This is a genomic window from Paenibacillus sp. FSL H8-0537 (assembly GCF_038051995.1).
In the GTDB taxonomy this organism is placed as follows: Bacteria; Bacillota; Bacilli; order Paenibacillales; family Paenibacillaceae; genus Pristimantibacillus.
The window spans coordinates 2,075,409-2,098,224 of record NZ_CP150290.1 but is presented as its reverse complement, the minus strand read 5'-3'; the positions used below and the strand labels follow the sequence as shown (position 1 = coordinate 2,098,224).

Sequence of the window (22,816 nt, the reverse complement as noted above, 5' to 3'; positions counted from 1 at the left end):
TATAATTTGCCGCAGAGCAGGCCGTTTGTCACACCCCAATATCTGATATAATGCTAACAGCTTGCTACAACATACTTAAGCTTCAGCTTACAAGGAGGAACAATATGAAACGTATTATTCTAATTATGCTGGCTGTTATTTGGCTAGTTCCCGGTGCCGTTTTTGCCCATTCCAAAATCGAGCAGGCCACACCTGCCGTAGACGAGACGGTAACGGCATCACCTGCTCAAATTTCTCTTACTTTCAATACGGATATCGAAAAGCTCAGTACATTCAAGCTTTTGAACGCGGCTGGCGAACAAATCGCCACCGATGAAGTCACTGTAGACGGAAAAACGATGAGCGGTGCGGTTCCAACGGCGCTGGAGAACGGGATATACACGGTAAAATGGGCGATTATCGGCGCTGACGGCCATGCGATTGAGGGCGACTACAGCTTCACCGTCAACGCGCCGGAAGCTGCTGCAAGCGAGCAGCCTGCATCGGCCTCCCCTTCGCCTGAAAGCTCATCAACGCCTGAAGCAGCGGCTACCGAGTCGCCTGCCCTTGAAACGGCAAGCCCTGCGGCAAGTGCTGCGCCAACAGCAGATCCTGCAGCCCCTACGGAAGGAAAGGATAGCAGCTCCACAACGAGCGTGATCATTATTGTCGTTGTCATTTTGCTTATTGCCGTTATCGCTGCCGCTGCGAGAAGACGTAAAAAATGATTTATTTGAGCGAGACGCTTCTGTATGTTTGCTTTGCGTTGTTAATGGGCGCATTTACTTTGCGTCTCGTGCCGGAGGGCAAGCGTCCGCAGGTTGTTGTCCCTGATCGCTTGCTGCTGGCCTGCACGCTTGCTATCCCTGTGCTTTCGTTTGTTCCGCTTGATCAAACGGCACGTACTTTCGCCGCCGACTTTGAACTTAGCTATGTGCAAATGATGAAAAGCCTGCTGCTTGATGCCGTAGCAGGCAAAGCCTTCGTGTGGACGCTGCTTAGCTCCCTCGGCCTGTCCGTCCTGCTCGCAATGAAATCCTTCCGGCAGGACCGCCATATGCCGAAGGTTGGGCTGTTCATAACCTTGCTGCTGGCTGTATGGCTCGGTTATGCCAGTCACGCCTCAGCGCTCTATGGGCTGAAAGGGGTCGTCATTCACAGCGCCCATTTTATAGCCGTCACCATTTGGCTGGGCATTGTCGTTACGATAAGCTGGTTTTCGAAGGACGAAAACCATTGGGAGACGTTTTTATCGTGGTTTTCAACGCTCGCCTTCGGCTGTTTTTTCGTAACGATATCAGCGGGCATTACGCTAATGACCTTTACAACGCCAGAATATGTTAACGCCTGGATGCTGCCGTACGGGCAAATGCTGTTGATTAAGCATTTATTGCTGCTGCCGCTGCTGCTGCTCGCGTATACGAACAGCTTCGGCTACAAAAACAAGCTCAAGCAAGATGCCGCTTTCCGCCCGCTCCCTTGGTTAAAGGCAGAAAGCCTGGTCGCCTTGCTGATTTTTATCGCCACAAGCGTGCTGGGCCAGCAGGCCCCACCGCATGAGGTGAAGGAAACACTGCAAACAACAGCACCATCTTCTTTGTTCACAACGATTTATAAAGGAAGCTTCAGCCCTGATATTACGCTTCATTTTTCGCTCGGACTTGATAGCTGGCTGCTGCTTGCATCAGCTGCTATTATGATTGTCGGCTTTTTCCGGATGTACCGCAGCAATTCGCTGATGCCTGCTTTTGCGATGGGACTGCTGGCTGCCGCATTTGGCTACGGCGCACTCCTGTTTGCCATTGCGTAGAGCGATGGATCTCTGAAGCACTTATCGGTTTTATCGAAAAAAAGCAAGGACGCTGGCGGCATTAGCCTCGGCTTCCTTGCTTTTTTATACTGGTTATGTTTCCAGAACCATTAGATTCGTCAAGCTGCCAAGCTTTTCGATTTCGATCGTAACATGGTCTCCTGCCTTGAGATAGCTTTGCTTGTCCACCGGATAACCGAGCATGACGCCTTCAGGCGTACCCGTCAAAATGACATCACCCGGCGACAGCGTCATATGGCGCGAAACATAGCTGACGATTTCCTTGCAGTTAAAAATCATATCGCTCGTGTTCGAGTGCTGACGCACCTCGCCGTTTACGATACATTTCATCTCCAGCTCATTCGGATTGCCTACCTCGTCCGCTGTTACGAGATAAGGGCCAAGCGGCGCAAATTTGTCGCAGGTTTTGCCCAGCAGCCACTGGCCTGTCCGCATTTGCAAATCGCGAGCCGACAAATCATTGGCCGCGCAGTAGCCGAATACGTAGCTGAGCGCTTCCTCCTCCGTCACATGCTTCGCTTCTTTGCCGATGACAATCGCTAGCTCTGCCTCGTAATCCACCTTCTCGGAAGCAATAGGAAGCGGCACCGCTTCTCCATGGGCAGCGAGCGTATTGCTAAATTTGCTGAACAAAATCGGCACCTCGGGAATGGCCGCATTGGACTCCTCCGCATGCTTGCGGTAATTAAGGCCTATGCAAAGAATTTTGCCAGGGCTTGTCACAGCAGGGGCAAACACCAGCTCCGCTTCATCGAGAAATACAGGGCCAAGCTCAGCGGCACGGCTGATCGCTTCGTCCGCCAGACGGTGAAGGGCTTCAACGGCCTCCGCCCCGCCTTCAATGACCTGATGAATATTTTGAGGTACGGATGCACTGCCTTTACAAGCTACGCTGGCTGCCGCCACATCGAGAATGCCTTGCTCCGTCTTTACTCCCAAACGCTCTGCACCTTGCTCCGTAAATGTTAACAGCTTCATAGGTTTATACAGCTCCTTTGTTTGGTGTTATTTTGTGGAATCCGGGTCGGCGGCCCAGAAAGAGTTTTCTACCGTGTCATCTTGGTCGCACCCGCGTAAAGTGTAGACCTCATCCCCACGATCCGTCTGCTTCGTTTCTATTCCTTCGCAGATCGTGCTTGGCCTGCCTAAATCGGAGCCAAACGCTTTTTTAAGTACAGTGAAATAAAAAAATGAATGATGGATAGCGATGAACACACAATAGAAATGGCTATATTCAAAAAGATACTCGAATAACTAGTAATAAAAGATACGACCACTGTATTCAGGATATAAAGTATAATCGCTAACGGAGCTATTGCACCTGCTTTCTTAACAAGTAATAACAATAGTTGTACGAGTATAGAATAAAACATAAGAAAGAAACCAGGTAAAAAAAACAATATGGTTGTAATATCAGTAAAAAGCACGAACTCATTGTCATTGTAATTCGGGTAAAAAGACACCATCCATAAAGAAACTAAAAAAGATACAAACAACCACATATAATATATTTTAAACACCTCAATATAATAATAAACCAAAGAGAAAAGAACAGGGAACGGGATACAACAGAGTCCACTCGACAAAGAGTTTTGGTTCTCGCTTTGCAATTTTCCTGAGCCTCCATACCAAGGCCGGCATTAGAAGGTTTCCATCTTATTCTTCAAACGGCTACTTCTTCCCTTTCGGACGTTTCCGCAGCTCTTGGTTTTGCCGGATTTTATCCTCCATGCCCTGTTCGGATGCCTGGTAAAAGCTCATTTCCCGCAACTTGTCTGGCAAATATTGCTGCTGCACATAATGCCCCGGATAATCATGCGGGTACTTGTAGCCTTCGTGACCAAGCTGCGCCGAGCCTTTATAATGCGTATCGCGTAAATGCAGCGGCACTTCGGCTGCGCCCAGCCCCTCCATCATCGTCATCGCCTTGCCGATCGCCATCGCCGTTGCATTCGATTTTGGGCTTTCTACCGCGAACAAAATCGCTTGTGACACATTGTATTTCGCCTCCGGCCAGCCGATTTTGTGATAAGCATCCATCGCCGTTACCGCCTGCACCATCGCTTGCGGATTCGCAAGGCCAATGTCCTCGCTGCAAGCGACGATCAGCCGGCGGATAAACGTCATCGGGTCCATGCCAAGCTTCTCCACCGCGTACAAAAACCAGAACAGCGCTGCATCGCTGGAGCCGCGAACGCTTTTATGAAACGCAGACAGCACATCATATTGCGTCGATTGATCCGCTTTGACCGCACGGTTGCGTATCGATTCCTGCGCCACCTCCAGCGTAATATGTACCGAGCCGTCCGGCTCAGAAGGTGTCGTCACAGCGGCCAGCTCCAGCGCGTTCAAAGCGCGGCGAATGTCGCCGCCTGCCATATTCGCGATATGCGCCAGCGCCTCCTCGTCGCAGTGCAGCTCCATAAAGCCCAGCCCGCGGCCTTTATCGGCCAGCGCCCGCTTCATGGACTCCAGCGCATGCTGCGGACCTAGCGGCTCCAATTGAAACAGTGTCGAGCGTGACAGAAGCGCCCCATTTACATGGTGGAATGGATTTTCCGTCGTCGCGCCAATAAAAATGATGATGCCCTGCTCAACCGCCGGCAGCAGCGCATCTTGTCTTGCCGTGTTGAAGCGATGCACCTCGTCGAGGAACAAAATTGTTTTTTTGCCATACATCGTTTTGCTCAGACGGGCTTGCTCAATAACTTCGCGCACATCCTTCACCGTAGCGTCAACGGCGTTCAGCTTGACGAACTCGCCCGCTGTCCGCTTGGAAATAATGTTGGCAAGCGTCGTCTTGCCGCAGCCCGGCGGGCCGTACAACAAAATGGATGACACCTGATCCCCTTCAATCGCCCGGCGCAGCAGCTTGTCCTCTCCAACGATATGCTCTTGCCCAATATATTCATCCAGCGTCTGCGGTCGCATGCGGTCGGCTAGCAGCCTCGCCCGCGGCGTCTCCGCTTCCTGATAAGAAAATAAATCCATATGCCTCACAACCTTCTTTTCTATTCTTATCGATCATAGCATATTCGCTTTTTATCGCGCCATGGGATTGGCTGTTGAGAAAGAAGGTTTTTTTGATTATAATAAACGGTAATTCATTGAAAAGGGGGTCGGTATGGATGGCAATACGAGATTGCCGGATTGGCACAGCCCACTGCAGAGCTTGTTTTAGAAGCGATACTTTGCAAGGGCGTACTCATAACTGATACGTTATCTCCCAGCCACGCTTATGTCGTTTCTAATACTTGGCTTTGCACCTTATTTTCTGCATGATCAAAACAAATAAGGGGCTGAACCTAAATGCGTGAACCATTTATTAGAAACCATCAATATAATGAGATAAAAAAACAAGCCGGTATTTTGCAGCATGCGCTTGGCACGGTTGTCGATTTGAAAATTTTGGAGTCCGTTAAATATACGGCAGAATCTAAAATTATGGAGATGTTCCCAGCCGCCACCGCCGAGCAGAAGCAAATGCTTGAGGCCGTTTCTACGCTGAGGACGAAAGAGGATTTTGCCAAGTATTTGCGGGATCTGGAAGCCTATTTGACGGAGTTTCCAGCCATTACAGCCAAACAGATACAGAAGCTTTTTCCCAAAAATAAAAAGCTCAGGCTGCCCGATCTAGCCGCTATCGACTATCGCTATGTCACTTATTTAAGCTGGATTGATATTGCGAGCAATAAGCTGTTTATCGTTTATCCGATAAATGGGCAGTTTGTTGGCGTCGAAGGCCGCTACAACCGGGCCAACAAGAAAAACTATTGCTTTGTGTGCAATCGGTTCGAGGAGCTTGCTTTATTTTCCGCCATAACGAAAAAAAGGCCCGCGGGCACATCACCCGACTACTACAAAGCCATCGGAAACTATATGTGCGCCAAAAGCGATGATTGCAATAAAAACATTACAAATACGACCGCACTGGAAAAGTTCATCGATGCGGTAATCGGATAATTTAAAGACGGGTTTACCTAAAGCGTGTACCGATATTCAATCGGTATGCGCTTTTTCATTTTGCTCATTACTGAAAAGCTCGCACAAAATAGGCTCCACCACAGGCACGGCTTTTGTCATATCGCTCCCCTATAGGGATGAATGCACTGCTGGCTTTTAACACTTGCCAGTTATTTGTGAAGCGCTTACAAAAAGTCTTTGACAAAACGTCCGCCTAGCAGCAAAATGAAAGCAGCGACGGTGCGCGTGAACTGTTGGATTTATTTTATTAGTCGTATGGCATGCCTTTGGTCCTCTGGTCTGCTCAAGCGACCTGCAACAGATTCGCTTGCCAGCATGGGCAGCGGCCCATTTCAACTTTACAACTGCTCTGAAGGCGGGGCCGCTATTAGAATTGGTGGCAAACAAAACCGGCAAAGGGAGGCATTCGCTCATGGCTCAAGCAAACGTCATTAAAGTTGTTATTGCCGAAGACGAAGTTATCATCCGAGGTACGCTGGTGCGCAAGCTCGAAGGTCTTGATCAGGCCATTCAAATTGTCGGCTCCGCCCAGGATGGCAAAGAAGCGCTCGAGCTTGTGAAGCGGGAGCAGCCGGATCTGCTCATTACCGATATTCGGATGCCCGTCATGGATGGCATTGAGCTCATTGGGTCCATCCACCGCTATTATCCACGCATGCGCAAAATTATTACAAGCGGCTTTGCGGATTTTGAATACGCGCGGCAAGCGATTCAGTACAATGTCATTGAATATTTGCTGAAGCCGATTGCAACCTCTGAGCTTGCGCGGGTATACAATCGCGTAAAGACACTAATTGAAGCGGAACGGACTGATTATAACCCCCCGGTGAAAAGCCTCCAGCCAAGCGAAGCGGATACGGATACGAATGAATTGGTGCAAATGGTACAAGGCTTCATACGCGAGCATTACAGGGAGAATCTCAGCCTGGAGCAAATTGCCCGCAGCTTCAATTTTACCGCCTCCCACTTGAGCAAAGTTTTTATGAAGCATACGGAGGAGTCCCCTTCCCGCTATTTGATGTCGCTGCGTATCAACGAAGCGAAATATTTGCTTCGCAATCATGCTCATCTCTCTATCAAGGAGGTTGGGGAGCAGGTCGGATATAGCGACCCGTTTTATTTCAGCCGCATCTTCAAGCAAATGACGGGCTTTATGCCGAAGGAGTTTCAGAAATAAACATGCTTATGCAACAAAAAAACCAGAGCCCATGATATGCCTGTGCATATCCGCTCTGGTTTATTTTATTTGGCTGTAAGCCGGGCTTGCCTAGACTGTAATATCTGCCTTCGCCAGCAGATCCTGCACGACGACACTGACCATAATCAGCCCCGCCACTGGAGGAACAAATGCATTGCTCGCTGGCGGCTGCTGTGCCTTGCGAATTTCCGGCGCGTTCTCGGGCACGATGCGCTGCGTCACATCTTGACGCGGCTTCTTCGGCGTCTCCGAGGAGAACACAACCTTCACGCCTTTATGAATGCCTTCCTTGCGCAGTCTCTGCCGCACAACGCGGGCAATAGGATCGGTGTGGGTTTTGGAAATATCCACCACTTCAAATTTCGTCGGGTCCATTTTGTTAGCGGCGCCCATGCTCGAAATAATCGGAATTTTGCGCTCCAGGCATTGCTTGATCAAATGGATTTTGTACGAAATCGTATCGGAAGCATCGACCACATAATCAATCGGATATTCAAAAAATTTCTCGAACGTCTCTTCCGTATAAAACATGCGCAGAGATACCGCGTCGCACTCTGGGTTAATGAGCTTAATGCGGTCGCGCATCAAGTCTGCCTTCGGCTCGCCAACGGTCGTCGTAAGCGCATGGATCTGGCGATTGACGTTTGTAATATCGACAACATCTTTATCGACCAAAATAATACGGCCAATGCCTGTACGGGCAAGCGCCTCAGCAGCAATGCCGCCCACGCCGCCGATACCAAGCACCGCTACCGTGCTCCCTTTCATCAGCTCGAGGCCTTCCGGCCCGATTGCCAGCTCCGTGCGTGAAAATTGGTGCAGCATCTAAAAATCGCCGTCCCTTCCGTAATCTATTCCATGCATCTAGGGTGGGAAGGCGGGCAATTTCGCCCGCCCATTCCATTAAGCTTGTGGTGCTTGTGGCGCTTCTGGTGCTGCTCCTACTGGTGCAGGCTGTTTTGCAGGCTTAGGCACTGTACGAATATGAAGCTGCTCTAATTGGGATAGCTCAACCTCGGACGGCGCATTGCACAGCAGATCGGTTGCGTTCGCTGTTTTCGGGAATGCAATCGTTTCACGCAGGTTCGTGCGGCCAGCCAGCAGCATGATGAGACGGTCGAAGCCGAAAGCAATGCCGCCATGCGGAGGCGTACCGTATTCAAAAGCATCCAGCAGGTAACCGAAGTTCTGCTGTGCTGTTTCCGGCGACAAACCGAGCGCATTGAACATTTTCTCCTGTACTTCACGCTTGTAAATACGCATCGAGCCTCCGCCTACTTCATAGCCGTTCAGGACGATATCATAAGCTTGTGCGCGGATTTTGCCTGGATCTGTATCAAACAGGTGCAGATCATCCTCATGCGGACGTGTGAACGGATGATGCTCGGCTACATAACGCTGCGCATCCTCATCCCAGCCAAGAAGCGGGAAGTCTACGACCCATACGAACTTAAATTTAGTGTCGTCGATCAAGCCAAGCTCGCGGCCCACTTTCAGGCGCAGATTGCCCATGACATCAACAACAACTTTTTGCTTGTCAGCAGAAAATGTAAGCAAGTCGCCATCTTCAACTTGAAGACGCTCAGTCAATGCCGCGATTTCCTCCGGTTTCAGGAACTTCACGATTGGACCGCGCCATTCGCCATCCTTCACCGTAATCCAAGCTAGGCCCTTACCGCCATAACGAGCAGCGAACGGCTGCAGATCGTCAAGCTCTTTACGGCTCCAGCCGCCACAGCCCTTAGCGTTGAATGCCTTCACGACGCCGCCGGATGCTGCTACGCTTGCGAATACCTTCACTTCGCTAGTCGCTACAATATCGGTAATATCTTGAATTTCCATGCCGAAGCGCAGGTCAGGCTTATCGGAGCCATATTTATTGATGGCATCTTCATACGTAATGCGTTGGAACGGAAGCGCAAGCTCCACGCCTACTGTCTCGCGGAACAATCTTGCAGCAAGCTGCTCCATCATGCCCAGCAATTGATCCTGTGACAGGAAGGAAGTTTCAATATCGACTTGTGTGAACTCAGGCTGACGGTCTGCGCGAAGATCCTCATCGCGGAAGCAGCGAGCGATTTGATAATAACGCTCAATGCCGCCGACCATTAGCAATTGCTTGAAAATTTGCGGCGATTGCGGCAGGGCAAAAAATTCGCCTTCATGCACGCGGCTTGGTACCAAATAATCACGGGCACCTTCTGGTGAGCTCTTGGTCAAAATTGGCGTTTCAACGTCAATAAAGCCTTCTCCGTCAAGGAAGTCGCGGAAAATCTTCGCTGCTTTCGAACGGAGCAGCAATGTTTTTTGCATTTCCGGACGACGCAGATCAAGGTAACGGTATTTCAAGCGCAGCGACTCGTCAACTTCAACGCCGTCTTCGATTGGGAATGGCGGTGTTTTTGCCGCGTTCATAATTTCTATTTTTTCAACGCGCACTTCGATTTCGCCTGTTTCCAGGTTCGCGTTAACGGTCTCTGGGTCACGCTCAACAACTGTGCCTTGAACAGCAAGAACGAACTCGTTGCGGGCACGGTCAGCAATCGCCAGCGCATCGCCGGAAAAATCAGGGTTAAATACCGTTTGTACAATACCTGTACGGTCGCGAAGATCAATAAACAATACGCCGCCTAGGTCACGGCGACGCTGTACCCAGCCGTTCAAAATGACCGTTTGTCCAATATCACTTTTCGTTAATTTTCCACATGGGTGTGTTTTCAACATAATGGTTAGGCTCCTTTTATTTGAAAGATTTAGTGAACGAAGGAGCTGAGAGGAAATGAGTACCCAGTGCGGTACTTTATTTCGTCGCAGTCTCTAAGCTTGAATCGCTGCTGCAAGCTCGCTGATTGCTACGGTGCGCTGCTCGCCGCTTTCCATATTTTTCAGGGCAATTTCGCCGCGCTCCAGCTCGTCATCGCCGAGAATGGCGGTAAAACGTGCCTTGAAGCGATCCGCTGACTTCATCTGCGCCTTCATCTTGCGGTCCGTGTAGTCACGGTCAGCGCGCAAGCCTGCTGTACGCAGGTCATGTACGATCTTAGTCGCCTCACGCTCTGCTGCCTCGCCAAGGCTGATGACGTAAACGTCGACCTGGCTCGTTTCCTTGATGCCTTCCGTCTTCTGGTGCTCCAGGAGCAATATCGTCCGCTCCAGCCCGAGGCCAAGACCAACGCCCGGCTGATCCGGTCCGCCAATATCGGCAACGAGCCCATTATAGCGTCCGCCGCCGCCAATCGTATCGATGGCACCGATGCCCTCCGCTTTATATTCAAAAGCGGTATGCGTGTAATAATCAAGCCCGCGCACCAGCTTCGAATTGACATCGAACGGAATATTCATCGCCGTCAAATACGCTTTAACCTTTTCAAAATGCGTTGAGCATTCCTCATCCAAACTATCCAAAATCGACGGAGCACCTTCAAAATGCTTCTGATCGACTTTGCAGTCCAGTACGCGCAGCGGGTTGCGGTCCATCCGCGACTGGCAATCTTTGCACAGCAGCTCGCGCTTCGGCTCAAGGAAAGCAAGCAGGCGCTCGCGGAAGGCAAGCCTTACTTCCGGCGTTCCGACGGAATTGATTTCGACGCGTACCCCTTTAAGGCCAACCTCTGTATAAAACGTGTAGCCCAAAGCGATAACCTCGGCATCAAGCGCCGGATTCACCGAGCCCATCGCCTCAACGCCGAACTGGTGAAACTGGCGGTAACGCCCTGCTTGCTGGCGCTCATAGCGGAACATAGGGCCGATGTAATACAGCTTCGTCAGATCAGGCTCGCCATACAGTTTATTTTCAACGAACGCCCGAACGACACCGGCTGTGCCCTCTGGACGCAGCGTCACGCTGCGATTGCCGCGATCCGTGAACGTATACATCTCTTTCTCTACAACGTCCGTTGTTTCGCCTACGCCGCGCTGGAACAGCTCGGTCGCTTCGAAGATTGGCGTGCGAATTTCGCGAAAATTAAAGCGGCGGCATATTTCGCGCGCCTTCTGCTCGACGAACTGCCAGCTGTCGATTGAGCCCGGCAGCATGTCCTGCGTTCCCGGTAATTTTTGAAATGCCATGTCATTTTCCTCCTGACCTGCTGCTTAAAAACATAAAAACAAGCAAAACAGCACTCACCGTGTGATGACGGCAGGGCTCATTTTGCGGTGAAATATAAGCCAGTGGTAAGTGTAAAACTTATAAAGTCTTATATTTAAAGCAAAAAACTCCCGCCCCTGAACAGCAAATATTGCTGTCAGGGACGAGAGTATAGCTCCCGTGGTACCACCCACATTCCGAGACAGCCGCCCTAAGGCAGAAGCTCGCTTGAAGACGGTTAACGCCCGTCACCCGCAGTACGGCTACTGAAACAATCGCTTGCCTAGGGCTTAAGCCCCAGCAGGCTAACGTTCACCGTCTGTTCTCCGGAAAGTCTGTTCATCCCGCCATTATAAGAATGCTTGCAGCCTAAGGCATTCCTCTCTGCATATATGCGCATGGATTACTTTATTCCATCATGAAATCATTATAGTGAATGGTGCTGATGCTTCATTTTACTTGGGCGTCGTCAGAAAGTCAAGATGCGATTCAGCAGTAATCAGCCCGATTGTATAGAAACAGCCGTATGCCCGCCTGAAGACAGAAAAAAACCTGCAATCACATTGCAGGTCCAAAAGTAAATTATATTTTAAAAAAGGGGGTCGAGGTCTATTATAGGCTTGCGATATTAAAATAGCGTTATCGTTTGATTACAGTAACATTACAGTTTAGAAAGCGTTTTATTTCCTGTTATTTCGATCTTTCCCCTGCTTTTGCGCCAGCGTATGCGAACAAGCGTTTAACCTATGTCAAATGGCTTCTGACATCGTATTGTATCATGCTTCCGGTTCTTTGCCGCGCGGGTACCCTATTTGCATTCGGCTCCATATTACGTGTCCCTTATGTCGCTCCGCTTGCCAGCAGCAGCTGGAAAGCCTGCCCATTCCTCTGCCGCCTCCATGTCTTCCTCCAGCTGTGACAGCCTGATGGCTTCATGCCGATCTGCATGAAGCAGCCTGCGGCTAATCCGCTCCAGCCCTTGCTCCTTGCGGGATTGATGCATGCGTTCATTCGCCTCCGGTACAAAATAAATAGGCGCTCAGCCACGGCCAATCGCTGCCGAATGCTTTAAGCGCGCCCATTCTCTCCCCTATTGTATCCAGAAGGTCTCCCCACTAATCTTCATCCCAGCATGATTGCTTGTCCAATCGCCATTCATGCTGCTGGAAAAGATACACCTCGAACCATTCATCTTTTATTTATTTGAAATAAAATCCAAAATATGAAACATATTCTGTTTTTTGATCGTCATAAAGTTACGTCCGATTCGTACGCAATCGTATCCTTAAAGCGCTTAGTCGTGCAAAGAAAATGGTATACAGAGATTTATCAGTAAGAAAAATCAAAAAAGGGGCATGAATGATGAGGAAAAAATCTTTGCTGACCGCTACAATCTTACTACTATCGGCTCTCATTTTTACGTCAACCGCTTTCGCCTATACGTTTACGGGCCACAAATGGCCCAAGTCCGTTAATAATACTTACAACGTTTATGTAAAATACGCTACCACTAATACGACTTATAAAGCTGCTTTTGATTCCGCCGTCTCTGATTGGAATAGTGCCCAAAGTAAAATAAAATTTAATCTTTCGGCGCTCAACACTTCAACATTCAGCACCGTTGGCACTCAAAATGTCGATGATCCTTCGATGTATGGGGTATGCATTACTTATGTGAGCCCAGGCACAGCTTCAACTAGCTACTTTACCGCGGATATCAATATAGGGAACCCAAGTGTTGTACATTATCCCCAAACAAGAAGGAGCACTGCAGGACATGAATTAGGGCACGCCCTTGGTCTGGGTCATAGCTCTGTTCCTGTGACGGCCCTTATGAATTCAAGCAGAGACAGGGAGAACGTATACTTGCCGCAAACCGATGATAAAAATGGAATAAATGCCCTTTATCCAAAATAATTAAAGGAGGAAATCATAATGACGATACGATGGAATCTTCGAATGATCCTAATTACAGTGTTATGCGCAGCGCTCATGACCTCAGTAGTTTTTTTTATAACAAAAGAGAAGGAAATGCCTGCTACGTATAATGTGAATTATGCACCGGATTATGCAGTAAGTGGGGATGTTGCAGGATTAGTTCATCATTCCGATTATGTGGTCTCCGGCCGCTACGAGAAATTTATTGAGGATTGGAACATGGGAGAAAACCATTTTAGCGAGGTGTATTCGTTTGTAGTCGAGGAAGCCTTGTTAGGCGATATTGAAGGCACGATTCATATTTCCATTCCACATAACATTTTATTAAAACATACGGTAGATGAAGTGGAATATGAAGCGGTGCTCAATTCGCCCAACTACAGCAAACCTGATTTTGATCAAACGTATGTCTTGTTTTTGAAAAAAGCACAGACTAAGGATGTGTTTGGCCCCTCTTCAGTACCCTTTCAAGTGGAAGTGGATTCTTTTGGCAGCGTTGCTTTGAAAGTGAATACAGAAAACAAGGAGCTTTCCTTAACAACTGAGCAAAACGATACGATCCATTTCCAAACGGAACAGATTGAACTAGCCTCTATTGATAAAATAACCGGTTTGACTAAAGAAGGATTATTTACAGAAATTAAAACGGAGGTTGCTGCCAAAGAGGAAATGAATTAAGGAATTCCTCTGCGAATGCAATTCTTCTTTACGGCTCTATTCCTTGCTGTCCAAAATCAATGTAACAGGCCCCCAATTGACGAGCGATACATCCATCATGGCGCCAAAACGCCCCGTCTCCACTTGCAGCCCATGCTGCTGGCGAAGATAGGCATTAAACTGCTCATAGAGCGGCTCAGCCTGTTCTGGGCGTGCAGCAGCCATAAAGTTAGGTCGTCGGCCTTTGCGACTGTCTCCATACAATGTAAACTGCGATACGGACAAAATAGCGCCACCGGTTTCGACGATGGACAAATTCATTTTGCCAGCCTCATCTTCAAAAATGCGCAGGCCCGCGATTTTATCGGCCATCCATTTGATGTCTGCTTCTGTATCTTCGTGGGTAATCCCAACAAGCAGCACGTATCCGAAGTTGATTGCTCCTGTTATTTCCCCTTCGACGGTCACGCTCGCCTGCTTGCTTCTCTGAATCACAACCTTCATGCTTTCCCATCCTCCCTTAAAAAAGAAGAAGGCGGCTAAGTACGCCGCCATCCCTCTGTCATTCTTCCCTGCTTTGCGCATGCGAAGCAGGTGTAATCAATGTATGCCTATTGAACTACACAATAACAGTCAACTAAGTGTAGTCATTATCTTTTGGCTTTATCTTTATCTTTATCTTTAGCTTGTTGCCTACTGGCAATAGCTAAACTTGCTTTTTAAAACCTTTTCGGGGAAGAGGAGGGGGAGAGAGTGGAGTGAAAGGTTTGGGATAGAGGAGCGGAGCGTTCGCTTTTGCTGATGGATTTTAACCGCTACGGTTATATTCCAAAATCCATCAGCAATGGCGACCGAAACCCAAACCTTTCACGCAGCGTCCCCCCGCCCTTCCCCACCAAGGCTTTTACAGCAGTAAAATCAGCTATTCATAATCCTTTGGACGGAATATATATCCTGCACCCGTTTAATCTTCTCCACCACAGATGAGAGATGCTCAACGTTCTTAATCAGCACGGTCATATGAATCATGACCATTTTATTTTTCACGGAACGACCGGTTACTGCTGAAATATTCGTCTTGCTGCCGGATACGACTTGCAGCACTTCATTGAGCAGACCATTACGGTCATGGCCGGCAATTTCAATATCGACGCTGTAATTAGCCTCGACAGATTCTTCCCACTCCACCTCAATGACGCGATCAGCTTCCTCTCCGTCCATGCCAAACGGAATGTTCTGGCAATCCATACGATGCACCGAGACGCCGCGTCCACGCGTAATGTAGCCAATAATAGCGTCGCCAGGCACCGGATTGCAGCAGCGAGCAAAGCGAATGAGCAAATTATCAATGCCTCGTACCGTAACGCCAAGGTGCTGGCGATTTTTGCGGCTGACTCCCGATTTCGCATCTTTATCCGTTCCGAGCTCAATCGTATTGTTTTTCTCAGCTTCCTTGCGCAGCTTCTCCGTTAGACGAGTACAAATCTGTGCAGCGGTCACGCCGCCAAAGTTAACGCCTGACAGCATGTCCTCCACATCGTTAAATGAAAACTTGGACGCAACCTCCTGCAGCTTGTCCTCGGTCAGCCAAGCCGAAGGCTCTAGACCAAGGCGCTTGAGCTCACGCTCGACAGCCTCACGACCCTTCGCCACATTTTCCTCGCGCTGCTCCTTCTTGAACCACTGCCTGATTTTGCTGCGGGCATGCGACGATTGTGCGATTTTCACCCAATCCTGGCTCGGTCCATACGAATGCTTAGAGGTGAGAATTTCAATAATATCACCCGTTTTGAGCTTATGATCAAGCGGCACAATACGGCCGTTCACCTTGGCGCCAATCGTGCGGTTGCCAACCTCCGTGTGAATGCGGTAAGCAAAATCCAGCGGCACAGAGCCGGCTGGCAGCTCAATGACTTCACCGCTCGGCGTAAATACAAATACGAGGTCGGAGAAGAAATCCATTTTCAGCGATTCCATAAACTCCGATGCGTCGCGAGCGTCATTTTGCAGCTCCAATATTTCGCGGAACCAAGACATTTTATCTTCAAAATTGCGGTTTGGCACGACCGTGCCTTCCTTGTACGCCCAATGCGCCGCAATCCCGTATTCTGATGTACGATGCATATCCCATGTCCGAATTTGCACTTCGGTCGGCTCGCCATTCGGCCCTACAACCGTCGTATGCAGCGACTGGTACATATTCGCCTTCGGCATCGCGATATAATCCTTGAACCTTCCCGGCATCGGCTTCCACAGCGTGTGGATAATGCCGAGCGTCGCATAACAATCTTTAATATTTTCGACAATAATCCGAATCGCCATGAGATCATAAATCTCATTAAACTGCTTGTTGCGGTCGGTCATTTTTTTGTAAATGCTGTATAAATGCTTCGGGCGCCCGGAAATATCGCCTTCAATGCCCATTTCGCCAAGCTTCTCTTCAATTCGCTCAATAACATCGGCAATAAACTGCTCGCGCTCTGCCCGTTTTTTCTTCATCAAGTTGGCGATGCGATAATATTGCTGCGGATTTAAATACCGAAGTGCAATATCCTCCATCTCCCACTTAATCGCGGAAATACCTAGCCGATGCGCAATGGGGCAAAAAATTTCCAGCGTCTCATACGCAATCCGCCGCTGGGCTTCCTCTGACTGGAATTTCAGCGTCCGCATATTGTGCAGGCGATCGGCAAGCTTAATCAAAATAACGCGAATATCCTGCGCCATCGCCACAAACATTTTTCGATAATTTTCGTTTTGCTGCTCTTCCTTGGAACGAAAACGGATTTTCTCCAGCTTCGTCAGTCCGTCAACCAGCATCGCGCAGGTTTCGCCGAATTTCGACCGAACCGTCTCCAGATCGACTGTCGTATCTTCAACCACGTCATGCAGCAAAGCTGTAATAATGGACAGCACATCCATCTGCATATCCACCAATATATCTGCTACGGCAATCGGATGTAAAATGTAAGGTTCGCCTGATTTCCGCACTTGTCCATGATGAGCCTGATCTGCAAAATGATAGGCTTCCCTTATGCGTAATAAGTCCTGTTCCTTCATATAGGCCGATGCCTTTTCAATTAACTGCTCTATGCCCATGAACATCCCTTTCCGAAATGAGCCCTGCTTCGGCTCCCCTTCGCGCATTTTCCGAGTTTTCTAATATTATGCCTGTAAGCATAGCATGACGTCAACTACGCTGTCGATTGAAGTGTCGATTTAAGTCATGGAAATTTAAATTTTTCAACCGGTAACGCGGACTTTATAGTGCAAAAGCCAACCAGCAGCAGCTGGTTGGCTTAAACGTTCAAACGATTTTATTTCATCCTTCAAGATATTTCTAGTAAGTAACGAGTGAAACGACGTCCATATCGCCAAGCTTCTCACGGCCTGTCAAATAAGAGAGCTCGATGAGAAAAGCCGAACCGACAATTTCCCCGCCAAGCTGACGAATCAAATTAATGGAAGTTGCGATCGTGCCGCCCGTTGCAAGCAGATCATCGGCAATTAGAACGCGCTGTCCCGGCTGGATGGAGTCCTTGTGCATAGCGAGCACATCTTTGCCATACTCCAGGTCATAGCTCGCTTCAATCGTTTCGCCGGGCAGCTTGCCGCTTTTGCGAATGGGCGCAAAGCCTACGCCTAGTGCAAGAGCAAGCGGAGCGCCGATAACGAAGCCGCGTGCTTCCGGTCCTGCAACGATATCAATTTTCAAATGCTCAACCGCTTTGCGCATTTCTTCAATGGCAGCACGATAAGCTGGGCCGTCCTTCAGCAAAGTAGTAATATCCTTAAAGCGAATGCCTGGCTGTGGGAAATCGGGAATGACCCGAATGTAATCTTTAAAATTAATTTGTGACTCGCTCATCAATTATTCGTCCCTTCTGTCTATCGCCATTGCGGTGCTGTCAAACCAATATTGTAGCTGCAAAGAGTGGAGATTGCAATTGCTCTGCTTTACTTTTTGCCTCCTGATAGGAAGGCGCCGTGCTTAGCTCTCGCTTCTCCGGTGCCTCTGCTACGATTGCAATTCCATCCTCAATGCGGATAAACGCAAGCTCGGTAAACACGCGCAGCATAACCTCGGTCATTTCCTGCGGCCATCCGCTCAGCTCCGCGAGGCGCTTCGCAAGCCCCTCAAGCGGTGCCCGCTTCATTCTCCGCAGCATTTGATACACTTGACCGAAATGCTCACGTTCAGGAAATTTTGCATACACGCCTCCGCTGAACAGGTCATGAATATGCAGCTGCGGCTTGCGCTGGCCGTTCCATTCATTGATTGACAGCGCGCCTACCAGATCGACCGTGCTGCTCGCAATCAGCCGGTCAGCGATAGCTCCCATGCTGAAGCCTACCGCTTCCAGCACAGCCTGCCCACTCTTCACCGTCAGCTTGAGATGCTTCGCTTCCTTGCCCATCGTTCGCTTGTCTGCAAGCGCGGCGCCCTGAAAGAGCAATCGTGGCGATGGATTGCCCGCCCCGAACGGCTCCAGCTGCGCTAGCTCATTGATTGTTTGCAAATTAGCTTCTTCAACCTTGCACTCTAGATCAATGCCCGTTTTTGGAATCCAATCCTGCTCGCTGAGCCATTCCAAAGCAAGCTCCCCCAGCTGGCGTTCAAAATCAGCCAGCTGGTCACGATGCAGACTCATGCCTGCCGCCGCCTGATGGCCCCCGTAATGGTCCAGCAGCTCATCGCAGGCGGTAAGCGCTGCATGCAGGTCGTAGCCTTCAATGGAGCGCGCAGACCCCTTGCACATGCCGCTCTCTCCATCTATGCCGAGAATAATGACGGGCTTGTAATGGCGTTCCAGCAGCTTGGAGGCTACAATGCCGATAACGCCCACATTCCAGCCTTCACCCGCAAGCACTATGACTGCCGGCTCTGCTTCGCCCGCTTCCAAAGCTTGCGCTTGCTTCTGCGCCCACAGCTCCTCCGCCTCTTTGACGATGCCTTCCACAATGCGCTGCCGCTCGCGGTTCAGCATATCGAGCGAGGTCGCCGCCAGTATAGCCTCATCGTAGTTATCGCTGATGAGCAGCTCGACAGCGCGCCGCGCATGATCGAGCCTGCCAGCCGCATTAATGCGCGGTGCCATGCCGAAGGCGACGGTCGTAGATGTAATCGACGGCAGCTCAATGCCCGTCGACTCGGCAAGCGCGAGAAATCCGGTATTCGTCGTCTGGCGAAGCCGTTCCAGCCCGCTTTTGACTAAAATCCGGTTTTCGCCAGTCAAAGGCATTAAATCAGCAATCGTTCCCAGACAAACGATGTCCGTCAGCTCCATAGGTGGGCGTTCCAGCAGCGCTTGCGCCAGCTTGAATGCGACACCAACGCCTGCCAGCCCTTCAAATGGATAAGTGCAATCATGACGCTTCGGGTTAACAACGGCGCAGGCATCCGGAATACGTGCTGGCGGTTCGTGATGGTCGGTGACAACGACATCTAGCCCAAGCTCCTTGGCGTAAGCAATTTCATCGTAAGCGCTAATGCCGGTATCAACGGTCACGATTAAGCCAACGCCCTCAGCGGCCGCCTTCTCCAGTGCCGCCTTGTTTAATCCATAGCCCTCGAGCGCCCGATGGGGAATATAATAATCAAAATGAAGGCCGAGCTCGCGAAAAACATGCACGAGCAGCGAGGTGCTCGATACGCCGTCGGCATCATAATCGCCATAAATACGTACTTTTTCGCCAGCTGAGGCCGCCTCCCGAATACGGGCGACAGCCTCCCTCATATCTTTTAGCAAATAAGGGTCATGCAAATGCTCAGAGCCGCCTCTTAAAAACTGCTCCGCCTGTGCGACCTCCCTGTAGCCGCGCTGCACCAAAAGCTTGGCGGCAAGCGGCGACAGGCGCAGAGCTGTCGAAAGCTCCTGCGCCGCCGCGTCTGCCTGCTCGTCCCAAGGTGCAAGATTCCAACGTGTTTTAGCTTGAATCACGCCGACTTCAACTCCTTTCTGCCTTGCTGCGCTATTGCAGCAGCGTAGGCATATGTTCCTGATTCGGATCGTGATTGGATTTATAAGGATAACCGGGGTCATACGGCTCGACATGAACGGTTGCGTCCGTTAGGTGGGTAAAGCGTGTCAGCAGCAGTCGTTTCACCCTTTTCGCCACTTCATGGCCCTCAAGTACGGTCACGCGCGGATTAACACTGATAACGGCCTCCGCAACGACATAATGGCCCTGCTCGCGAGCGTTCAGCGACTGTACCGTGACGACGCCTTCCACCCGTTGAACGAGCTGCATGAGCTCCTCGGTATTTTCGCTATATACCTCTGTTGATGCTTCCTCCTTGTGAGAGGACGGCACAATAATACGATAGCCGCCATTCATGACGATAACCGAAATGACGATAGCTGCTGCCGAATCAAAATAATAAAGCACTGGAAGCGAAATCAGCTTGCCCAGCCACGCGGTCCCTGCACCAATGAATACCGCAAGCGTCGCATACAAGCTGCTGCCATGCTCCCTCTGTTTCCAGATGAGCTCCTTCACGAGCAGGCAACTAGCCAAAGCAGCAAGCGCGCTCCAATGAGGCGGCTTGCTGATTCCCTCAGCAATGTCGCGAACGGCCGAAATGCCAATCTCCAAACCAATTAGAAGCAGGGCTGCTGCTAAAACAACATTCATGAAGGTTTCTGTCTTCCTTGTTTCCTTGTGCTTTATAGCAGCAGCGCTGCCAGAAGATGTTTCGCTGCCTTTGCCACTGCGCTGCGTAACGACCTTTTCCGCGAAAATAGCCGCCGCCTCCGCCGCAGATCGGCAACCATCTGCAAGCAATGCTTTGCTGCCGGACAGCCAGCCTGCTGCCCCTTTCAACAACGCCAACGCCGCATTACCCCATATTCCTGACCAGTTGGCCGGTTCTGCTTTTGTATATCGTTGGTTCATTGTCATGACTGCCTCCTCCTACGCTGTTAGACCGCAGTCTTGGCAGGCTGCTTTGCTTTAGGCTTTTGTTTGCTTTTAAGAAGAAGCCAAAGCGGGCTCGCAATACAGATCGACGAGTATGCGCCGCTTGTCAGACCAATAATTTTTGCCAAAGCAAACAGCTTGATCGACTCGCTTCCAAATAGGAACAAACAGACCGCGATAATGAGAACGGCAAGCACCGTATAAATATTACGCGCCATCGTCTGCCATAGGCTCTGATTGACCATTTCTGCGAGCTGGTCACGCGTTTTCAGCTTGCCAAAACGAAGATTTTCACGAATTCGGTCGAAAATAACGATTTTATCATTAATCGAATAACCAATTGTCGTGAGCACCGCCGCAATAAACGGCAGGTCGACTTCCAGACGGAAAATGGAAAACACAGCGACTACAACAAAAGCGTCATATAAAATGGCAATATTCGCTGCTAAAGCAAAGCGCCATTCGAAACGAATCATCACATAAATCATGATCGCAATACTTGCAATAATAACGGCATAAATCGTCTTGAAGCCTAGCTCACGCGCCATATCTGGAGATACGACACTGACCTCTGCAGATACTTGATCGCCAAATTTTGCTTTAAAGGCATTTTGAATTTCTGTTACCTTCGCTTGCTCCAATACTTCTTCAAACCGAGCGGAAACGCGGTCGCCGTTCGTGCCGCCAACCGTCGGTGTAACGTTCGTAATGCCAGCTGTGGCCAAAACTTCCTTCGCATCCGCTTGGGTAAGCGCTTTGCCGACTACGATATCCATATTCGTACCCGCTTTAAAATCGACGCCATAGTTCAGATTAAACAGGAACAGCGAAATAATTCCTATAACCGTTAAAATAATAGAAGCCATGAAAAACTTTTTGCTATGCTTGATAAAGTCAAAATGCACCGTTGTTTTAAAGTTCACGGATGTCCGCCTCCTTCACGCCGAAATAGCTAGGTTTAGTAAACAGGTTGCTGCGAATCAGCAAATGAATCAGCAGGCGTGAGAAGAAAATGTTTGTAACGATACTGACCAAAATACTCAAAATCATCGTCAGTGCAAAGCCTCTGATCGCACCGTTTCCGATGTAATAAAGCACGCCGCAGGAAATCATGTTTGTAATATTCGCATCCATAATTGTGCGGAACGAGTTTTTGGAGCCGGCTTTAAGCGAGGAAAGCAAGCTTTTTCCGCTGCGAATTTCCTCTTTAATCCGTTCATACATAATAATATTCGCGTCAACCGCCATCCCGATCCCGAGAACAAATGCGGCAATACCAGGCAGCGTTAAAGTCACATTCAACATCTCGAATACGAGAACCAGCATCCAAGTAAAGGTAATAACCGTAATACCTGCTACAACGCCCGGTATGCGGAACAAAATAATCAGGAACACCAAAATGATCGCCGAGCCGATGATGCCGGCACGAACGGTATCTTCAAGAGACTGCTGTCCAAGCTTTGCGCCTACGCTTTGCGTGTATTTCTCAGTCAGCTTAAGCGGAAGTGCGCCCAGATTAATCGTATCTTTCAAGTTATTTGCCTCATCCAGCGTGAAGTTACCGCTAATTTGCGCGCTTCCGCCGCTGATTGGCTGGTTGACGTTCGGATTCGACAGCATTTCATCGTCGAGATAAATGGCTAGCGTCTTGCCTGTCAGTCTCCTCGTCACATCCTCAAACTTCTTTGCATCTTTCAGCTTAATCGAAACGACCGGATTATTCAGCGAATCATATTCGACCGTAGCTGCATTTTGCACAAAATCATCACCTTGAAGCTCTACCGTGCCATCTGGCGCTTTAAACGTCAGATTAACCGGCTTTTTGATGATGTCTCTTACCTCATCCTCATTCGTCACGCCAGCAAGCCTGACGCGAATGCGGTTCGTTCCTTCAGTCGTAATCTCCGGCTCGGAAATACCGATCTTGTCGGCACGAGCCTCCAGGCTTTTCGCCGTATCCTTCAGCAAAGTAGGCGTTACTTTATCGCCGGCCGTAAGCGGTTCTGCCTCATAAAGCACCTCGAATCCGCCCTTCAAATCCAGGCCTAGCCGAATGCCGTTTACCAGCGATGGGCTCGTCCAAGCGATCACGCCAAACATGATGACTACGATCCCAAGGAAGGCAAATAATCTTTTCCCGTTCATATTTCCTAAGTCCCCCTTATGATCTCAATATTCCTATTATACTTGCGAGCAATTTTTGAGTCAAAAAAAAGAAACC

General features: G+C 49.6%; 19 protein-coding genes. 6 read left to right on the top strand and 13 right to left on the bottom strand.

Annotation, left to right across the window (positions count from 1 at the left end; genetic code table 11):
* The first annotated feature begins 104 nt into the window (after nt 1-104).
* Both MHB80_RS08840 and MHB80_RS08835 read left to right on the top strand, forming a co-directional pair.
* Nucleotides 105-707, top strand: coding sequence for a copper resistance protein CopC (locus MHB80_RS08840; RefSeq protein WP_341281800.1), 603 nt, complete (start codon nt 105-107; stop codon nt 705-707).
* Nucleotides 704-1,789, top strand: a complete 1,086-nt coding sequence (locus tag MHB80_RS08835; protein ID WP_341281799.1) for a CopD family protein — start codon at nt 704-706, stop codon at nt 1,787-1,789. Before MHB80_RS08840 ends, MHB80_RS08835 begins: the two co-directional genes overlap by 4 nt.
* A gap of 93 nt (nt 1,790-1,882) precedes the next feature.
* On the opposite strand, the gene MHB80_RS08830 is transcribed toward MHB80_RS08835, so the two are convergent.
* On the bottom strand, nt 1,883-2,788 hold the full coding sequence (locus MHB80_RS08830; protein ID WP_341281798.1) for a fumarylacetoacetate hydrolase family protein: 906 nt from the start codon (nt 2,786-2,788) through the stop codon (nt 1,883-1,885).
* 693 nt (nt 2,789-3,481) lie between these two features.
* On the bottom strand, nt 3,482-4,801 hold the full coding sequence (locus MHB80_RS08825; RefSeq protein ID WP_341281797.1) for a replication-associated recombination protein A: 1,320 nt from the start codon (nt 4,799-4,801) through the stop codon (nt 3,482-3,484).
* A 318-nt stretch (nt 4,802-5,119) separates the two neighbouring features.
* Between MHB80_RS08825 and MHB80_RS08820 the strand changes: the two genes are divergently transcribed.
* On the top strand, nt 5,120-5,773 hold the full coding sequence (locus tag MHB80_RS08820) for a FusB/FusC family EF-G-binding protein (RefSeq protein WP_341281796.1): 654 nt from the start codon (nt 5,120-5,122) through the stop codon (nt 5,771-5,773).
* 433 nt (nt 5,774-6,206) lie between these two features.
* Nucleotides 6,207-6,971 (top strand): response regulator, encoded by a 765-nt coding sequence (locus MHB80_RS08815; protein ID WP_341281795.1) that lies wholly within the window; start codon nt 6,207-6,209, stop codon nt 6,969-6,971.
* 90 nt (nt 6,972-7,061) lie between these two features.
* On the opposite strand, the gene MHB80_RS08810 is transcribed toward MHB80_RS08815, so the two are convergent.
* The 4 genes from MHB80_RS08810 to MHB80_RS08795 all read right to left on the bottom strand — a co-directional run bounded on the left by MHB80_RS08810 (nt 7,062) and on the right by MHB80_RS08795 (nt 12,082).
* On the bottom strand, nt 7,062-7,817 hold the full coding sequence (locus tag MHB80_RS08810; protein ID WP_341281794.1) for a tRNA threonylcarbamoyladenosine dehydratase: 756 nt from the start codon (nt 7,815-7,817) through the stop codon (nt 7,062-7,064).
* A gap of 78 nt (nt 7,818-7,895) precedes the next feature.
* Nucleotides 7,896-9,716 carry an aspartate--tRNA ligase gene (aspS, locus tag MHB80_RS08805; RefSeq protein WP_341281793.1) on the bottom strand — a complete coding sequence of 607 codons (1,821 nt, stop codon included), beginning with the start codon at nt 9,714-9,716 and terminating at the stop codon, nt 7,896-7,898.
* A gap of 93 nt (nt 9,717-9,809) precedes the next feature.
* A complete protein-coding gene (gene hisS, locus MHB80_RS08800) occupies nt 9,810-11,060 on the bottom strand; it encodes a histidine--tRNA ligase (protein WP_341281792.1) in 1,251 nt (416 codons plus the stop codon).
* Nucleotides 11,061-11,908: 848 nt separating this feature from the next.
* Nucleotides 11,909-12,082 (bottom strand): hypothetical protein, encoded by a 174-nt coding sequence (locus MHB80_RS08795; protein WP_341281791.1) that lies wholly within the window; start codon nt 12,080-12,082, stop codon nt 11,909-11,911.
* A 356-nt stretch (nt 12,083-12,438) separates the two neighbouring features.
* On the opposite strand from MHB80_RS08795, the gene MHB80_RS08790 reads away from it, so the two are divergent.
* Both MHB80_RS08790 and MHB80_RS08785 read left to right on the top strand, forming a co-directional pair.
* Nucleotides 12,439-12,996, top strand: a complete 558-nt coding sequence (locus tag MHB80_RS08790; RefSeq protein ID WP_341281790.1) for a M57 family metalloprotease — start codon at nt 12,439-12,441, stop codon at nt 12,994-12,996.
* An 18-nt stretch (nt 12,997-13,014) separates the two neighbouring features.
* Nucleotides 13,015-13,695: a hypothetical protein gene (locus MHB80_RS08785; RefSeq protein ID WP_341281789.1), complete on the top strand. Its 681-nt coding sequence runs from the start codon at nt 13,015-13,017 to the stop codon at nt 13,693-13,695.
* Between the two features lie 36 nt (nt 13,696-13,731).
* Here the strand turns inward: MHB80_RS08785 and dtd are convergent, their stop codons facing one another.
* The 7 genes from dtd to secD form a co-directional block, all read right to left on the bottom strand.
* Nucleotides 13,732-14,178 (bottom strand): D-aminoacyl-tRNA deacylase, encoded by a 447-nt coding sequence (dtd, locus tag MHB80_RS08780; protein WP_341281788.1) that lies wholly within the window; start codon nt 14,176-14,178, stop codon nt 13,732-13,734.
* Between the two features lie 414 nt (nt 14,179-14,592).
* Nucleotides 14,593-16,773, bottom strand: coding sequence for a bifunctional (p)ppGpp synthetase/guanosine-3',5'-bis(diphosphate) 3'-pyrophosphohydrolase (locus MHB80_RS08775; protein WP_341282910.1), 2,181 nt, complete (start codon nt 16,771-16,773; stop codon nt 14,593-14,595).
* Nucleotides 16,774-17,014: 241 nt separating this feature from the next.
* Nucleotides 17,015-17,527, bottom strand: a complete 513-nt coding sequence (locus MHB80_RS08770) for an adenine phosphoribosyltransferase (protein WP_338556641.1) — start codon at nt 17,525-17,527, stop codon at nt 17,015-17,017.
* A 55-nt stretch (nt 17,528-17,582) separates the two neighbouring features.
* Nucleotides 17,583-19,616: a single-stranded-DNA-specific exonuclease RecJ gene (gene recJ, locus MHB80_RS08765; RefSeq protein WP_341281787.1), complete on the bottom strand. Its 2,034-nt coding sequence runs from the start codon at nt 19,614-19,616 to the stop codon at nt 17,583-17,585.
* Nucleotides 19,617-19,647: 31 nt separating this feature from the next.
* Entirely contained in the window at nt 19,648-20,577 is a 930-nt protein-coding gene (locus tag MHB80_RS08760; protein ID WP_341281786.1) for a cation transporter dimerization domain-containing protein, read from the bottom strand.
* Between the two features lie 20 nt (nt 20,578-20,597).
* On the bottom strand, nt 20,598-21,518 hold the full coding sequence (gene secF / locus MHB80_RS08755) for a protein translocase subunit SecF (RefSeq protein WP_341281785.1): 921 nt from the start codon (nt 21,516-21,518) through the stop codon (nt 20,598-20,600).
* Nucleotides 21,508-22,740 carry a protein translocase subunit SecD gene (secD, locus tag MHB80_RS08750; RefSeq protein WP_341281784.1) on the bottom strand — a complete coding sequence of 411 codons (1,233 nt, stop codon included), beginning with the start codon at nt 22,738-22,740 and terminating at the stop codon, nt 21,508-21,510. The genes secF and secD overlap by 11 nt, the downstream gene beginning before the upstream one ends.
* Between the last annotated feature and the right edge of the window lie 76 nt (nt 22,741-22,816).

What these genes read in the sequence shown, in the direction of transcription:
- MHB80_RS08840 (WP_341281800.1), top strand. Translation starts at nt 105, where the DNA reads ATGAAACGTATTATTCTAATTATGCTGGCTGTTATTTGGCTAGTTCCC.
- dtd (WP_341281788.1), bottom strand. Translation starts at nt 14,178, where the DNA reads ATGAAGGTTGTGATTCAGAGAAGCAAGCAGGCGAGCGTGACCGTCGAA.
- MHB80_RS08795 (WP_341281791.1), bottom strand. Translation starts at nt 12,082, where the DNA reads ATGCATCAATCCCGCAAGGAGCAAGGGCTGGAGCGGATTAGCCGCAGG.
- MHB80_RS08820 (WP_341281796.1), top strand. Translation starts at nt 5,120, where the DNA reads ATGCGTGAACCATTTATTAGAAACCATCAATATAATGAGATAAAAAAA.
- MHB80_RS08835 (WP_341281799.1), top strand. Translation starts at nt 704, where the DNA reads ATGATTTATTTGAGCGAGACGCTTCTGTATGTTTGCTTTGCGTTGTTA.
- MHB80_RS08785 (WP_341281789.1), top strand. Translation starts at nt 13,015, where the DNA reads ATGACGATACGATGGAATCTTCGAATGATCCTAATTACAGTGTTATGC.
- MHB80_RS08760 (WP_341281786.1), bottom strand. Translation starts at nt 20,577, where the DNA reads ATGACAATGAACCAACGATATACAAAAGCAGAACCGGCCAACTGGTCA.
- secD (WP_341281784.1), bottom strand. Translation starts at nt 22,740, where the DNA reads ATGAACGGGAAAAGATTATTTGCCTTCCTTGGGATCGTAGTCATCATG.
- MHB80_RS08775 (WP_341282910.1), bottom strand. Translation starts at nt 16,773, where the DNA reads ATGGGCATAGAGCAGTTAATTGAAAAGGCATCGGCCTATATGAAGGAA.
- hisS (WP_341281792.1), bottom strand. Translation starts at nt 11,060, where the DNA reads ATGGCATTTCAAAAATTACCGGGAACGCAGGACATGCTGCCGGGCTCA.
- MHB80_RS08810 (WP_341281794.1), bottom strand. Translation starts at nt 7,817, where the DNA reads ATGCTGCACCAATTTTCACGCACGGAGCTGGCAATCGGGCCGGAAGGC.
- aspS (WP_341281793.1), bottom strand. Translation starts at nt 9,716, where the DNA reads ATGTTGAAAACACACCCATGTGGAAAATTAACGAAAAGTGATATTGGA.
- MHB80_RS08815 (WP_341281795.1), top strand. Translation starts at nt 6,207, where the DNA reads ATGGCTCAAGCAAACGTCATTAAAGTTGTTATTGCCGAAGACGAAGTT.
- MHB80_RS08825 (WP_341281797.1), bottom strand. Translation starts at nt 4,801, where the DNA reads ATGGATTTATTTTCTTATCAGGAAGCGGAGACGCCGCGGGCGAGGCTG.
- MHB80_RS08830 (WP_341281798.1), bottom strand. Translation starts at nt 2,788, where the DNA reads ATGAAGCTGTTAACATTTACGGAGCAAGGTGCAGAGCGTTTGGGAGTA.
- MHB80_RS08790 (WP_341281790.1), top strand. Translation starts at nt 12,439, where the DNA reads ATGATGAGGAAAAAATCTTTGCTGACCGCTACAATCTTACTACTATCG.